14 protein-coding genes are annotated in these 14,219 nt (G+C 71.4%); 7 read left to right on the plus strand and 7 right to left on the minus strand.

Annotated features, from left to right (window positions below; translation table 11 throughout):
- Nucleotides 1-138: 138 nt before the first annotated feature.
- Nucleotides 139-1,500, minus strand: a complete 1,362-nt coding sequence (locus AC3A3L_RS16390; RefSeq protein WP_487641097.1) for an MFS transporter — start codon at nucleotides 1,498-1,500, stop codon at nucleotides 139-141.
- Between the two features lie 28 nt (nucleotides 1,501-1,528).
- The gene (locus tag AC3A3L_RS16395) at nucleotides 1,529-2,332 is read right to left on the minus strand and encodes a glycerophosphodiester phosphodiesterase family protein (RefSeq protein WP_487641098.1); all 804 of its coding nucleotides are present in this window, start codon (nucleotides 2,330-2,332) and stop codon (nucleotides 1,529-1,531) included.
- 44 nt (nucleotides 2,333-2,376) lie between these two features.
- On the opposite strand from AC3A3L_RS16395, the gene AC3A3L_RS16400 reads away from it, so the two are divergent.
- Nucleotides 2,377-2,628: a TFIIB-type zinc ribbon-containing protein gene (locus AC3A3L_RS16400; protein ID WP_487641099.1), complete on the plus strand. Its 252-nt coding sequence runs from the start codon at nucleotides 2,377-2,379 to the stop codon at nucleotides 2,626-2,628.
- A gap of 177 nt (nucleotides 2,629-2,805) precedes the next feature.
- On the opposite strand, the gene AC3A3L_RS16405 is transcribed toward AC3A3L_RS16400, so the two are convergent.
- Complete coding sequence (locus AC3A3L_RS16405; protein WP_487641100.1) at nucleotides 2,806-4,329, minus strand: helix-turn-helix domain-containing protein; 1,524 nt, start codon at nucleotides 4,327-4,329, stop codon at nucleotides 2,806-2,808.
- A 124-nt stretch (nucleotides 4,330-4,453) separates the two neighbouring features.
- Between AC3A3L_RS16405 and AC3A3L_RS16410 the strand changes: the two genes are divergently transcribed.
- Nucleotides 4,454-5,470, plus strand: a complete 1,017-nt coding sequence (locus AC3A3L_RS16410) for a zinc-dependent alcohol dehydrogenase family protein (RefSeq protein WP_487641101.1) — start codon at nucleotides 4,454-4,456, stop codon at nucleotides 5,468-5,470.
- Nucleotides 5,467-7,275 carry an alkaline phosphatase D family protein gene (locus AC3A3L_RS16415; RefSeq protein ID WP_487641102.1) on the plus strand — a complete coding sequence of 603 codons (1,809 nt, stop codon included), beginning with the start codon at nucleotides 5,467-5,469 and terminating at the stop codon, nucleotides 7,273-7,275. Before AC3A3L_RS16410 ends, AC3A3L_RS16415 begins: the two co-directional genes overlap by 4 nt.
- Before the next feature lie 24 nt (nucleotides 7,276-7,299).
- Here AC3A3L_RS16415 and AC3A3L_RS16420 read toward each other — a convergent pair whose 3' ends face one another.
- Nucleotides 7,300-7,446, minus strand: a complete 147-nt coding sequence (locus AC3A3L_RS16420; RefSeq protein ID WP_487641103.1) for a hypothetical protein — start codon at nucleotides 7,444-7,446, stop codon at nucleotides 7,300-7,302.
- A gap of 146 nt (nucleotides 7,447-7,592) precedes the next feature.
- Between AC3A3L_RS16420 and AC3A3L_RS16425 the strand changes: the two genes are divergently transcribed.
- Complete coding sequence (locus AC3A3L_RS16425) at nucleotides 7,593-8,708, plus strand: DNA glycosylase AlkZ-like family protein (protein WP_487641104.1); 1,116 nt, start codon at nucleotides 7,593-7,595, stop codon at nucleotides 8,706-8,708.
- A gap of 74 nt (nucleotides 8,709-8,782) precedes the next feature.
- The gene (locus AC3A3L_RS16430) at nucleotides 8,783-8,995 is read left to right on the plus strand and encodes a hypothetical protein (RefSeq protein ID WP_487641105.1); all 213 of its coding nucleotides are present in this window, start codon (nucleotides 8,783-8,785) and stop codon (nucleotides 8,993-8,995) included.
- A 16-nt stretch (nucleotides 8,996-9,011) separates the two neighbouring features.
- On the opposite strand, the gene AC3A3L_RS16435 is transcribed toward AC3A3L_RS16430, so the two are convergent.
- Genes AC3A3L_RS16435 through AC3A3L_RS16445 form a run of 3 tightly spaced genes read right to left on the minus strand, consistent with a single transcriptional unit; the run spans nucleotide 9,012 to nucleotide 11,033 of the window.
- A complete protein-coding gene (locus tag AC3A3L_RS16435; RefSeq protein WP_487641106.1) occupies nucleotides 9,012-9,719 on the minus strand; it encodes a 4a-hydroxytetrahydrobiopterin dehydratase in 708 nt (235 codons plus the stop codon).
- An 18-nt stretch (nucleotides 9,720-9,737) separates the two neighbouring features.
- Nucleotides 9,738-10,538 (minus strand): SRPBCC family protein, encoded by an 801-nt coding sequence (locus AC3A3L_RS16440; RefSeq protein WP_487641107.1) that lies wholly within the window; start codon nucleotides 10,536-10,538, stop codon nucleotides 9,738-9,740.
- A gap of 12 nt (nucleotides 10,539-10,550) precedes the next feature.
- Nucleotides 10,551-11,033 (minus strand): pyridoxamine 5'-phosphate oxidase family protein, encoded by a 483-nt coding sequence (locus AC3A3L_RS16445; protein WP_487641108.1) that lies wholly within the window; start codon nucleotides 11,031-11,033, stop codon nucleotides 10,551-10,553.
- Between the two features lie 138 nt (nucleotides 11,034-11,171).
- On the opposite strand from AC3A3L_RS16445, the gene AC3A3L_RS16450 reads away from it, so the two are divergent.
- A complete protein-coding gene (locus AC3A3L_RS16450; protein ID WP_487641109.1) occupies nucleotides 11,172-13,535 on the plus strand; it encodes an ATP-binding cassette domain-containing protein in 2,364 nt (787 codons plus the stop codon).
- Nucleotides 13,535-14,215 carry an alpha/beta fold hydrolase gene (locus AC3A3L_RS16455; protein ID WP_487641110.1) on the plus strand — a complete coding sequence of 227 codons (681 nt, stop codon included), beginning with the start codon at nucleotides 13,535-13,537 and terminating at the stop codon, nucleotides 14,213-14,215. The genes AC3A3L_RS16450 and AC3A3L_RS16455 overlap by 1 nt, the downstream gene beginning before the upstream one ends.
- Nucleotides 14,216-14,219: the final 4 nt, after the last annotated feature.

The raw sequence follows: 14,219 nt of genomic DNA on the forward strand, positions 1-14,219 counted from the left end.
CGGAACTTCTACGATCTTCAACGGTAGCGGGGACAGCACAATTCCGCGGATTCGCGGTGTCGTCCGCCACGCTCAGGCGAGACGAACTTCACCCCAGGGGGTGGACCCAGTCGTGCGGGACGCAGGGGATCGACGGGCTCAGATCACGGCGGGTACGTCGTTGCCGGCCTCGCGGATGCCGCGCTCGGTGTCCACGCGGGTGAGCAGCACGCCGCCGATGACGAAGAACGCGATCAGGGCGAACAGCGCCGGTCGGTAGGAGTCGGTGATCGCCAGCACGATGCCGAACGTGGCCGTGCCGAACCACGACGTGCCCCGGTCCATCGCGTGGTAGAAGCTGAAGTACTCGGCCTCCTTGCCCCGGGGGATGAGCAGGGAGAAGTACGACCTGGCCAGCGCCTGCGTGCCGCCCAGCACGATGCCGATGGCGACGCCCATCACCAGGAACAGGGCGACGTTGCCCGCGGGCAGGAACAGGCCGGCCGTCACGATGACGCACCAGATCGCCAGCCCCATGAGGATGGTCCGCTTGGCACCCATCCGGCCGGCGAGCCGACCGAAGAGCAGCGCACCGCCGAAGGCCACGAACTGCACCATCAAGATGGTGGCGATCAGGATGGTCTGGCCGTGGCCGAGCTCCTCGGAGCCGTAGACCGACGCGGACGCGATGACGGTCTGGATGCCGTCGTTGAAGAACAGGTAGGCGACGAGGAACGTCAGCGCCATGGGGTACTGGCGCATGTCACGCAGGGTGGCGGCCAGCTGGCCGAAGCTGCGGCGGACCGCGTTGCCCTCGACCTGCTCGACCGCGGCCGGTGGGTGGTCGTTGAGCCTCAGGTAGGGGATGAACGTGAAGCCGGCCCACCACACGGCGGCCGAGAGCATGCAGAGCCGGGCAGCGAGGGCCTCGTCGAGTCCGAGCGCCTCGTGCCCGAGGTAGACCGCGAGGTTGAGCACCAGCAGGAGCCCGCCGCCGAGGTAGCCGAACGCCCAGCCACGTGACGAGACCCGGTCGCGGTCGTCCTCGTCGGAGATGAGCGGCAGGATGGAGTCGTTGACGACACCGGCCGCGCCGAAGAACAGGTTGCCCAGCACGATGCCCACGGCGGCGAGCTGCCAGTTGTCGCCGGTGGCGAAGAAGATCAGCGCCGCGAAGAACGAGCCGATCCAGGCCAGGGTCGCCAGCAGCCGCTTCTTGTTGGCCACGCGGTCGGCGTACGCGCCCAGCGGCGGCAGGATCAGCGCGGACAGGATCGTGGACAGGGTGATCAGCCAGAAGAACAGCGAGTCCGGCGGGAGCGAGAGCCCGAACGCCTCGAAGCGGCCGTCCTCGCCGCCGACGGCGTTCTCGGCCAGGTTGATGAAGTAGGGGCCGAAGAAGACGGTGCCGATGGTCGTCGTGTAGGCGCTGTTGGCCCAGTCGTACCAGTACCAGGCCTTCTGCTCGCGCGCCTGCTCGAGCGGCTGCAGGTTGGCGATGCCGCCCTCCACGTCGGTCATGCGTCCCTCTCCATGCGTTCCCCTGACGTCACCGGTCGGGTCCGTTCCACTGTCCGCGGGCGCGGAGCACGTCCCTGAGTATGTCCGTGCGATCGGTCATGATGCCGTCGACACCACGGTCCAGGAGGGCGTTCATCTCGATTGGGTCGTCGATGGTCCAGACGTGCACCTGCACGCCGGCCGCCTGCGCGCGTCGTACGAGCCCGCGCGAGACCACGAGCACGCGACCGCGGCGGTGGGGCACCTGGAGCGCCACGGGCCGTCCGCGGGTGAGCCACCGGGCGAGACGGGCGCTCGGGGACACCACGAACGCGACCACCTCGAGCGGGTGGGCGGAGGTGGCGACCCGGCCCGCCGTGCGCCGGCGGAACGCGTTCATCCGGCGGCCCGAGAAGGAGCCGACCAGCACCCGGTCCCACGCCTCGCGCTCCTCGATGAAGCGGGCGAGGGACTCGACGGCCCCCTCGGACTTCAGGTCGATGTTGAAGCGCGCCTGCGGGAAGGCGTCGAAGAGGTCGGCCAGCGTCGGCACGCGCTCGCGCCCGCCGATGAGTGCCTGCTGCACCTCGACGTACGTCGACTCCGCGATGCTGCCGGTGCGGTCGGTCACCCGGTCGAGGACCGTGTCGTGGAAGGCCAGCAGCACCCCGTCGCTGGTCACGTGGACATCGGTCTCGAGGTAGGTGTAGCCGAGCTCGACCGCGTGGGTGAACGCCGCGAGCGTGTTCTCCAGGCCCTCGATGTCCGGGTGGTAGGCGCCGCCACGGTGGGCGAAGGCCAGCGGTCGCGGCGCGTCGAGGTAGCCCGGTCCGGACAGGTGCGGTGGTTCCACGCGAGAAGTATGGGGGTCAGCGGTACCGTCGGGGGATGGAGAGCATGACGTGTCCCCGGTGCGGTGTCGAGATGGATCAGCGGACCCACGGCGAGGCGACGGTCAGCTCGTGCCCCGAGGGGCACGGGGTGTTCCTCGCGCGCGCCGACCTGGGCATGCTGGTCGAGGCGGAGAACGACTGGCACCGCAACGCCGGCCAGCACACCGCACCGATGCCGAGGATCACCGCCGACATGACCGCGCCGCCCGCCATGGGCAAGCAGTCCCGCGCCTGGGTGGAGACGCTGTTTGGTTGAGCAGCCGACTGCCAGGCACGAGCAGGCGGCGTCGCTCAACCAGGTCGAGTGCCACCGCGACCGAGGCACGAGGTCGCGACGTGGCGTACCGAGACCCGGCGATCCAGGTACCTACGAACCCAGCAACAAGGGGTCTCGATACGCCTCGCTCGTGCCTCGCTCTCGACCAGCGAGTGGCTAGATGTCCCGGAAGGTCTCGATGTTGGCGCCGAGCTCGTTGAGCCGCTCGGCGAGGTCCTCGTAGCCGCGGTGGATGACGTACGTCGAGCGCAGCACGCTGCGGCCCTTCGAGGCGAGCATCGCGATCAGCAGCACCACGGCGGGGCGCAGCGCGGGCGGGCAGACGATCTCCGCGCCGGAGAAGTGCGTCGGCCCCTCGACGAGCACGCGGTGGGGGTCGAGCAGCTTGACCTGGGCGCCGAGCTTGTTGAGCTCGGTGAGGTAGATGGCGCGGTTCTCGTAGACCCAGTCGTGGAGGAGGGTCTGGCCGTCGGCCACCGCCGCGATGACGGCGAAGAACGGCAGGTTGTCGATGTTGAGGCCCGGGAACGGCATCGGGTGGATCTTGTCGAGGGGCGCTCGGAGCTCGGAGGGACGCGTGGTGATGTCGACCAGGCGGGTCTCGCCGTTGAGGGCGGCGTACTCGGGGGAGCGGTCGTAGCGGAAGCCCATCTCCTCGAGGGTCGCGAGCTCGATCTCGAGGAACTCGATCGGCACCCGGCGGATGGTGATGGACGACTTGGTCACGATGGCGGCCGCGAGGAGCGACATCGCCTCGATCGGGTCCTCGGCGGGCGCGTAGTCCACGTCGACGTCGATCGACGAGCGGCCGGTGACCTTGAGGGTCGTGGTGCCGATGCCCTCGACGGTGACGCCGAGCTTCTGCAGGTAGAAGCAGAGGTCCTGGACCATGTAGTTGGACGAGGCGTTGCGGATCACGGTGGTACCGGGGTGCAGCGCGGCGGCCATGAGCGCGTTCTCGGTGACGGTGTCGCCGCGCTCGGTCAGCACGATGGGGCGCTCGGGCTCGAGGGCCCGGTTGACGCGGGCGTGGTAGGCGCCGTCGGTGGCCTTCACCTCGAGGCCGAAGGGGCGCAGGGCGGCCATGTGCGGCTCGACGGTGCGGGTGCCGAGGTTGCAGCCGCCGGCGTAGGGGAGCTCGAACTCCTCGGTGCGGTGGAGCAGGGGACCGAGGAACATGATCACCGAGCGGGTGCGCCGCGCGGCGCCCTCGTCGATCTGCGAGAGGTCGAGGTGGGCCGGCGGGACGATCTCGAGGTCGTTGTCCTCGTTGAGCCAGCGGGTGGCCACGCCGAGGGAGTTGAGCACCTCGAGCAGCCGGTTGACCTCCTCGATGCGCGCGACCTTGCGCAGCGTCGTACGCCCCTTGTTGAGCAGCGAGGCGCACAGCAGTGCGACGCCGGCGTTCTTGGAGGTCTTGACGTCGATCGAGCCGGACAGCGTCGTGGGACCGTCGACCCGCAGGTGCGTGGGACCGGCGCCCAGGGCGACGATCTCGGAGTCGAGTGCCGCGCCGATGCGGGCGAGCATCTCGAGGGAGAGGTTCTGGTGACCCTTCTCGATGCGGTTGATGGCGCTCTGGCTCGTGCCGAGCAGCTCGGCCAGCTGGTGCTGGGTGAGCCCGCGGTGCTTGCGGGCGTCGCGGATGAGGTTGCCGATGCGACCCTTGTAGTCAGCCATGCCGGACACGGTATCTCAGATATGAGATAAAGCGAGATCGGCACTCCGACGGCGGTCCGCACCCTCGTCAGACCTTCGCCCGCAGGGAGGGGACGGCCCTCGACCACCGTGGCAGGATCGCCGCATGCGTGCAACGACCATCCATGCCCCGGGCGACATCCGTTTCGAGGACGTGCCCGACCCGCGGATCGAGGAGCCCACCGACGCCATCGTCAAGGTGGTCGCCGGGTGCATCTGCGGCTCCGACCTGTGGCCCTACCGCGGCGAGAACGACGTCCACGCGGGCTCCACCATCGGCCACGAGTGCGTCGGCGTGGTGGAGGAGGTCGGCTCGGACGTCTCGGCCACCAAGGTCGGCGACTTCGTCATCGTGCCGTTCTGCCACTGCGACAACACCTGCGCGCACTGCCGCGCGGGCATGCAGTCGGCGTGCGTCAACCTCGGGATCACCCAGAGCGGCCAGGGGGAGTACGCCCGGGTGACCCAGGCCGACGGCAGCCTGGTCGCGACCGACGGGATGCCCGACGACGACCTGGTCCCGTCCCTGCTGGCCCTGACCGACGTCATGGCCACCGGCTGGCACGCCGCCGTCGCCGCGGGCGTGCAGCCCGGCCACACCGTGGTGGTCGTCGGCGACGGCGCGGTGGGCCTGAGCGGCGTCCTCGCTGCGGCCCAGATGGGTGCCGAGCGCGTGGTCGCGATGTCGCGGCACGAGCCCCGCCAGGCGATCGCCCGCTCCTTCGGCGCCACCCACGTGGTCGCCGAGCGCGGCAAGGAGGGGGAGGCGCACATCGCCGACCTCACCGACGGCGTGGGCGCGGACGCCGTGCTCGAGTGCGTCGGCACCGACGGCGCGATGAAGACGGCGTTCACGGTCGCCCGACCGGGCTCGACCGTCGGCTTCGTCGGGGTGCCCCACGGCGTCGAGCTGCCGGTGCGCCGCATGTTCCAGAAGAACGTCGGGCTCGCCGGCGGCATGGCTCCCGTGCGCCGCTACCTGCCCGACCTGCTCGACCGCGTGCTGTCCGGCGCGATCGACCCGGGGAAGGTCTTCGACCTCACGCTGCCGATGTCCGAGTCGGCCGAGGGCTACCGGGCGATGGACGAGCGCCGCGCGATCAAGGTGCTCCTCCGCCCATGACGGCGTCCATGCACGACCGGGAGGACCGGCTGGTCCTCGGTCCGCTGCTCCGCTACGTCGACGAGACCTCGGCGGCCGTCTGGGTCGAGACCGACGGCCCCGCCACCGTCACCGTCACCCGGGGTCCGGCCTCCGCGACCGCGCCGACCTTCGTGGTCCACGGCCACCACTACGCCCTCGTCGAGCTCGACGGCCTCGAGCCCGGCACGACCGAGGCCTACACCGTCGACGTCGACGACGACCGCGCCTGGCCACCCGCGGGGTCGCCGTTCCCGGACCCCGTCATCGCCACCCTCGAGGCGGGACGGCCGCTCGACATGGCGTTCGGCTCCTGCCGCACGTCGGTCTCCCACGACGAGAAGGGCAACAGGACCCACGGCGTCGACGCGCTGCGTGCGTGGGCGCTGCGCGTCGCCGGCCAGGTCGAGCCCGCCGACCCGGACGACCCCGACCTCGACCCGGACCGGCTGCCCGACCTGGTGCTCTTCCTGGGCGACCAGGTCTACGCCGACGAGACCACCGATGCGATGCGGGAGTTCATCGAGTCCCGCCGCGACATCGAGCAGGCACCGTGGACCGAGCTCAAGGACTACGAGGAGTACGCCCACCTCTATGAGCTGGCCTGGTCCGACCCGGCCAACAGGTGGCTGCTGTCGACCGTGCCCAGCGCGATGATCTTCGACGACCACGACATCCGCGACGACTGGAACACCTCGATAGACTGGCGTCGCGAGATGGAGGCCACCTCGTGGTGGCACGGCCGCATCGTCGCCGGCCTGGCGTCGTACTGGGTCTACCAGCACCTCGGCAACCTGTCGCCGGTCGAGCGCGAGAAGGACGAGGTGTACGCCGAGGTGCGGGCGCACCGCGGCGACGACGAGCACGACCTCGGGCCGTTCCTCGACGCGTTCGCCGACCGGGTCGACCAGCAGCCGCAGAGCTACCGCTGGAGCTTCACCCGCGACTTCGACACGCAGGCCCGCCTGGTGGTGGTCGACTCGCGCGCCGCGCGCAAGCTCGATCCCGACGACCGGGCGATGCTCGACGACGACGAGGCAGCGTGGCTCGACGAGCAGCTGCGCGGCGACGTCGACCACCTGCTCATCGGCACGTCCCTGCCGTTCCTCCTGGCCCGCGGCCTCCACCACCTCGAGGCGTTCAGCGAGGCCCTCGCCCAGGGCGCCTGGGGGGAGCGGGGCGGCCGGATGGGGGAGCGGCTGCGCCAGGTGGTCGACCTCGAGCACTGGGGCGCGTTCCAGCGGAGCTTCCAGGAGGTCGCCGGCCAGGTGATGGAGGTCGCCGCCGGCCGGCGGGGTCGCGCCCCCTCGACGGTCACCTTCCTCTCCGGCGACGTGCACCACAGCTACGTCAGTGAGGCACGCCCCAGCCACGGTGGCCCGGCGCTGCGCTCGACGGTGCTGCAGGCCGTCTGCTCCCCGATGCGCAACCCGCTCTCGCGCAACATGCGGTTCGCCACGGCCGTGCTGTCCTACGGCGTGGCGGGCCCGATGGGTCGCCTGGCGTCGAGGTCGACGCGGGTGCCTGACGCCCCCCTCACCTGGACCTACGCCGAGGGACCCTGGTTCGACAACAACCTGGCGTTCCTCCGCCTGGCCGGCCCCAGCCTGCGGATGTGGTGGGTCACCGGCGAGGTGCTCGGCGACCACGACCGGCCCCAGCTGGCGAAGGTGGAGTCCTACGCGCTCGACGAGGACGGAAACCCACCGCCTCGCGAGCGGCTCACGTCGAAGGTGGGCCGGCGGATCAGGCGGCGCGCCAAGGACGACTCGGTGCGCGAGCGCTGACCGGACGCCGGGGCCCGGCCGTGCTCAGGCGTGGCTGAGCACGCGGTCGCGCCCGCGGGTGCAGCTGCACGTGTCGGAGCACGGCAGGTAGGTGTGACGACCGTGGCCGCACTCGCTGCACGGCAGGTCGTGAGAGAGGTGGACCGAGCTGGTCTCGACGGTGTCCCACATGCCGTCCACGGTCGCACCGCGCGGCGCAGCGTGGGCCCGAACCGAGCAGTAATGGCTGACCTGCGTCGCGAATGGCCCGTTGGGGCCATGCCGGCCTGGCCCCGACACACCGGTCCGCGGTCCTTGGCTGTGCCTAGGATCCCGCCATGGGCCCCACTCCGAGCCTCGAGCTGACGTCGCGGCAGGCCCGGCGCATCGCCGTACGCGCCCAGCTGCTCGCCGCACCGCGACCACGCGACGTGCTGGACGTGGTGCGACACCTCGGCTCCCTCCAGGTCGACCTCACCCGCGTGGTGGCGCACCACACGGACCTCACGCTGTGGACCCGCCTCGGCGACGCCTACCAGCCCGAGGACCTCGAGGCGCTCGTCGGCGACGGCGCGCTCGTCGAGCTGCGGGCGCGGCTGCTGCCCAGCGAGGACGTCGCGCTGCACCGGGCCGACATGGACGCCTGGCCGGGGGAGCCGCCGCTGAAGGAGTGGCAGGAGGACCTCGCCGACTGGGTGGCCGCCAACGACGGCTGCCGCCGCGACATCCTGGCGCTGCTGCGCTCGGAAGGACCGACCGCGGCCCGGGACCTGCCCGACACCTGCGAGGTGCCGTGGCGCTCCACGGGGTGGACCAACGACAAGAACGTGATGAAGCTCCTCGAGTGCATGGAGGCGCGCGGCGAGGTCGCCGTCGCGTCGCGGGAGGGACGTGAGCGTCGCTGGGACCTCGCCGAGCGGGTCCATCCCGGCGACCCCGCGGTGCCCGCGGAGGAGGCCCACCGCACGCTCGCCGCCCGGAGGCTCCGCGCGCTCGGCATCGCGCGCCCGCGGGCACTCGAGGCGTGGGACGAGAGGTACGACGTCCGCGGCACCGGCACGGCCGCTCGCGTCGACGGCGTGCGCGGGCTGTGGCGGGTGGACCCGGCGCGCGTGGACGACCTCGACGACTTCGATGGCCGCACGGCGATCCTCTCGCCGCTCGACCGGCTGGTCTTCGACCGGAAGCGGATGGAGGACCTGTTCGCCTTCGACTACCAGCTCGAGATGTACAAGCCCGCCGCAAAGCGGCAGTGGGGCTACTGGGCGATGCCGGTGCTCGACGGCGACGAGCTGGTGGGCAAGGTCGACGCGACGGCCGACCGGGAGGCGGGCGCGCTGATCGTCGACGCGGTGCACGAGGACGGCGACTGGTCCGCGGCCCGGCGCCGGCGGGTGCACGACGAGCTCGACGCGCTGGGTGAGTGGCTGGGGCTCGAGATCGCGAGAGCCTGAGCGTCCGGGCGTGGCCGCATGCCGATCGGGTGGGCGGGTACCCGACAGGGACACCCACGAGACGGAGGACGACCATGAGCCACGACGGATCCGAGGAGCTCGGCAGGCTCGACGACGAGCAGGAGGCGGCCGCGGAGTCGTCCACCACGACGGGCGCTGCCGCCGACGGGGACTACGACCCGACGGAGGGGTCGCCGGGCACCGGCCACCCGACCGGCGAGGACTTCCCGGACGAGGCCGTGCGCTACGACGACCCGGACGCGCGCCCGCGCTCGGACGGGAGCTGACGCAGGGGCTGCACGGTCAGGCCGTCGTCGCAGCCGAGGTGTCGACGCAGATGACGCCCCGGTTGCCGTCCTGGTCGGCGATCACCGTCAGCCCGCTCTCGCTGCCGTCGTCGACGACGGTGCCGCCCGCCGCGACGGCGGCGGCGACCCGCTGCTCGAGCGCCTCCGGAGCGACGTACACCTCGACGTGCCACCGCTGGGCGGCGGGCTGGTCGTCCGCAGCGTCGTCGAACCACAGGTTGGGGACCCGGGCGGTGGCGTCGCGGACCTCGTCGCTGGGTGACCCACGCCCCTGGGACGCCGCGTCGCCCGTCAGGAGGGCCGCCCACACGGGGGCGACGGCGCCCGAGTCCGTCGTGTCGAGGCCGAGCTCGACCTCGCACACGGACGCCGGGTCGGCTGTCAGACCGTGGTCGGCGGCGATCCCGGTCACCCGGCGCGCGAGGTCGACGTCCTGCTGGGTCACCCACTCGACGACGTGCTCGGTGCCATCGTCCTCGCGGTAGATCGCGTCTGAGGTGACCAGCTCGAGGTCGACGTGCCCCTCACCGATCGTCACGCGCGGATGGTGCCCGATCGTGTCACCCGCCTCGCCCACCGCGGCGGCGAAGCGCACGCCAGCGGCGAAGCCGTCGGTCAGGTAGCGCGCGTGCAGTCCCTGGGCCAGCTTGCGCCAGTCGGTCAGTCGGGCCTCGGCGATCTGGGCTCCCCGCAGCATGTCCATGCTCCGCGACCCTAGTCGTCAATCGTCCAGCGCGAACCCCAGCGCGGTCGCGAGCCGGCGCGGGTCGGCGACAGCGACCGTGGCCCCGGGGTGCGTGATGGTGCCGGTGGGGTCGATGGCGGGGACTTGCTCGTGGAAGGTCAGGCAGAGGGCACGGTCGCCGTTGGTGGTGAACGAGACTCCCCGGTCGCTCAGCGACAGGTGGGGAGGGCCCGCCGTGCGGTGCCACGCGAAGCCACCGGTGAGCTCGGCCGAGGCGAGGTTGGACCTGGGTGTCACCAGGCGCCACGGGCCGTAGCGGACGAAGAGCCACTCGGGGCCGACCTCCACCGTGGTCGTCGCGGGCGTGACGCCGAAGGCACGCGCCGGGGCGACGTAGTTCGGCGCGAAGGCGAAGTCGAACGACTCGACCGCCTCGGGTGCACCGTCGCCGCCGGGCTCGCGCACCAGGCCGCGCAGCGCCGCACCGGCGGGCAGCCGGTAGGGCTGCAGCACGGCCGCGGCCGGAGCCGGCACGCGCAGCAACGCCCGGCTGCCCCCACCGGGCGCAGGCAGCACGTGGTGGTCCATCGACACCGCCGCTGGTCCGACGGCGGCGCGCCAGGTCCACGAGCGCAGGACGGGGTCGACCCCGGTCACCTCGAAGTCGACGGCCACCCCGGCCGGGCCCTGCACCCGACCGGTCGTGCCGACTGCCAGCACCTCGTCCGAGGCCTCCACGTCACGGATCAGCGGCGCCCACGACGGCCACGTCGCGGGCGTGGTGAAGCGCCGCCACGCCTCGTCGGCGGTGGCGGGACCGTGGGCGTCGACCAGCACAGGGCGCTCGGCTCAGAGCTGGACGGTGTCGTTGTCGCCGAGGTCGGGCTTGTCGTCGCTGACGAGCCCCTTGGCCATCTGGACGGCGACGGCGACCTTGCCGGGGGACTCCCAGAACTCCGCGGTGGCGCCGTCGATGCGCAGCAGCACGTTGTCCGGGTCGTCGGGACCGCCGGACATGAAGGCGCCCGCCGAGGCGTCCCAGAGCTCGTGGAGCTTGGCGCGGTCGTCGCTGACGTGGGCGGTGCCGGTCAGCGAGACCCACCCTGCCTTGCTGGAGTACGACACGTTCACCCGCGGGTCGGCCTCGATGGCGCGCACCTTGTCGCTGCTGCGCTCGGTGAGGAACCAGGTGGTGGCGGGGTCCTCGAAGTCCTGGGTGCCCATGGGCGTGGAGACCAGGTGGCCGTCCAGCGACACGTAGGTCAGCACGGCGATGTCGGCCTCCTCCATGATCTCGGCAACGGTCGCGGTCCGGTCGTCGTGGGTGCTCATGCATCGACACTGACACGTTGGACAAACCCTGCACCCCACCCGAGGGGCTGGGGCCGGTCACAGCACCGGCGCTCGAGGCGTCGTACTGGCAGGATTGCCCCCGCCACGGGAGGCCACACGACAGGGGAGACGCGCACGATGACCACCACACACCCGGCCGACGACCACGCGCTGATCCGCGTCGAGGGCGCACGTGAGAACAACCTCAAGAACGTCAGCGTCGAGCTGCCCAAGCGTCGCCTGACCGTCTTCACCGGGGTGTCCGGCTCCGGGAAGAGCTCGCTGGTCTTCGCCACCATCGCGGCGGAGTCGCAGCGGATGATCAACGAGACCTACAGCGCGTTCGTGCAGGGCTTCATGCCCACGCTGGCGCGGCCCGACGTCGACCACCTCGAAGGCCTCACCACCGCGATCATCGTCGACCAGGAGCGGATGGGCGCCAACCCGCGCTCGACGGTCGGCACCGCGACCGACGCCAACGCGATGCTGCGGATCCTCTTCAGCCGGCTCGGTGACCCGTACGTCGGCCCGCCGACGGCGTACTCCTTCAACGTCCCCACCCGCAAGGCGAGCGGGATGATGACCACCGAGAAGGGCGGGCGCACCGAGCGCCGGATCGCCAAGCAGGAGGTCTACCTGGGTGGCATGTGCCCGCGCTGCGAGGGCATGGGCAAGGTCAACGACATCGACCGCACGGCGCTCTACGACGAGGAGAAGTCGCTCTCCGAGGGGGCGTTGACGGTGCCGGGCTACTCGATGGACGGGTGGTACGGCCGGCTGTTCGAGGGCATGGGCCTGCCGATGGACAAGCCGATCAAGTCGTTCACCAAGAAGCAGCTCGAGACGATGCTGTGGTCGGAGCCGACCAAGATCAAGGTCGAGGGCGTCAACCTGACCTTCACCGGGATGATCCCCCAGATCCAGAAGTCGATGCTGTCGAAGGACCCCGAGGCGATGCAGCCGCACATCCGGCGCTTCGTCGAGCGGGCGGTCACCTTCCAGACCTGTCCCGACTGCGAGGGCACCCGCCTGACGCCGGAGGCGCGGAAGTCCACGATCAACGACAAGTCGATCGCCGACCTCTGCGAGATGCAGATCAGCGACCTCGCGGAGTGGGTGCGCGACCTCGACGAGCCGTCGGTGACGCCGCTGCTGAAGGGGCTGCAGCACCTGCTCGACTCGTTCTCCGAGATCGGCCTGGGCTACCTCTCGCTCGACCGGCCGGCGGGCACCCTGTCCGGCGGCGAGGCCCAGCGCACCAAGATGATCCGCCACCTCGGGTCGTCTCTCACCGACGTCACCTACGTCTTCGACGAGCCGACGATCGGGCTGCACCCGCACGACATCGAGCGGATGAACAACCTGCTGCTGCAGCTGCGCGACAAGGGCAACACGGTGCTCGTCGTGGAGCACAAGCCCGAGACCATCGGGATCGCCGACCACGTGGTCGACATCGGCCCCGCGGCGGGCGCGGCCGGCGGCAGCATCTGCTTCGAGGGCGACGTCGAGGGCCTCCGCCGGAGCGACACCATCACCGGCAAGCACCTCGACGACCGCGCCAGGCTGAAGGAGTCGGTGCGCGAGTCGTCGGGGACGATGGAGGTGCGCGGGGCGAGCACGCACAACCTGCGCGACGTGGACGTCGACGTCCCGCTGGGCGTGCTGACGGTCGTCACCGGCGTCGCCGGGTCGGGCAAGAGCTCGCTGATCCACGGCTCGCTCGCCGGGCGCGACGAGGTCATCGTCATCGACCAGGGTGCGATCAAGGGGTCGCGGCGCAGCAACCCCGCGACCTACACCGGCCTGCTCGAACCGATCCGGAAGGCGTTCGCGAAGGCCAACGGGGTCAAGCCCGCGCTCTTCAGCGCCAACTCCGAAGGGGCGTGCCCGACCTGCAACGGCGCAGGCGTGATCTTCACCGAGCTGGGCCCGATGGCGACGGTCGAGTCGCCGTGCGAGGAGTGCGAGGGGCGCCGGTTCAAGGCCGAGGTGCTCGAGCACACGCTCGGCGGCAAGGACATCGCCGAGGTGCACGAGATGTCGGTCGTCGACGCCCTTGCGCTGTTCAGCGAGGGTGAGGCCAAGATCCCCGCCGCGGTGAAGATCCTCGACCGGCTGGTCGACGTGGGCCTGGGCTACCTCTCGCTCGGCCAGCCGCTGACCACGCTGTCCGGCGGCGAGCGCCAGCGCCTCAAGCTGGCGACGCAGATGGGGGAGAAGGGCGACGTCTACATCCTCGACGAGCCCACCACCGGCCTGCACCTCGCCGACGTGCAGAACCTGCTCGGACTGCTCGACCGGCTCGTCGACGCCGGGAAGTCCGTCATCGTCATCGAGCACCACCAGGCCGTGATGGCCCACGCCGACTGGATCATCGACCTCGGCCCGGGCGCGGGTCACGACGGCGGCACCGTCGTCTTCGAGGGTCCGCCGGCCGACATGGTGGCGGCGAGGAAGCCGACACTGACCGGCAAGCACCTGGCTGCCTACGTCGGCGCCTGATGCTGTTCCTGCACGGGCTGGGAGCCACGTCGGGCGTCTGGCGGCGGTACGACGGCCTCGCACCGGACCTGCCCGGCCACGGGTCGGCTCCGTGGGAGTCGTCGTACTCCTTCGCGAGCCTTGCGCGGGCGGTGATGCCGCTGCTCGACGGCGTCGACGGACCGGTCGCGGTGGTCGGACACTCCATGGGCGGCGTGGTCGCCCTCGAGCTGGCCCGGCTGGCCCCCGACCGGGTGGCGAGCGTGATCGGGCTCGGGATCAAGGTGTCGTGGCCGCCCGAGGACGTCGCACGGGCGCTCGCGATGGCCGACCGGCCCGTGGCGTCGTACGACACCCGCGAGGCAGCGGTGGACCGGTTCCTGCGGGTCTCCGGCCTCTCGGGGCTCATGCCCGCCGACGACCCGGTGGTCGACGGCGCCGTCGTCGACCGTCGGGCAGCGGGGGAGGGGAGTGGCTGGCGGCTCGCACAGGACCCCCGCACGTTCGGCGTCGGCGTGCCCGACATGACCGGGCTCCTGTCAGCCGTGTCCTGCCCGGTCGTCCTCGCCCGCGGCGAGCACGACCCGATGGTCAGCCACGAGGACCTCGCCGGTCTGGTGCCCGACCCGGTGACGCTGCTGGGGCTCGGCCACAACGCCCACGTCGAGGACCCGGCGGCGGTGCTCGGGCTGCTTCCCTAGCGGC

The organism is Nocardioides sp. Soil_C_8 (assembly GCF_057656315.1).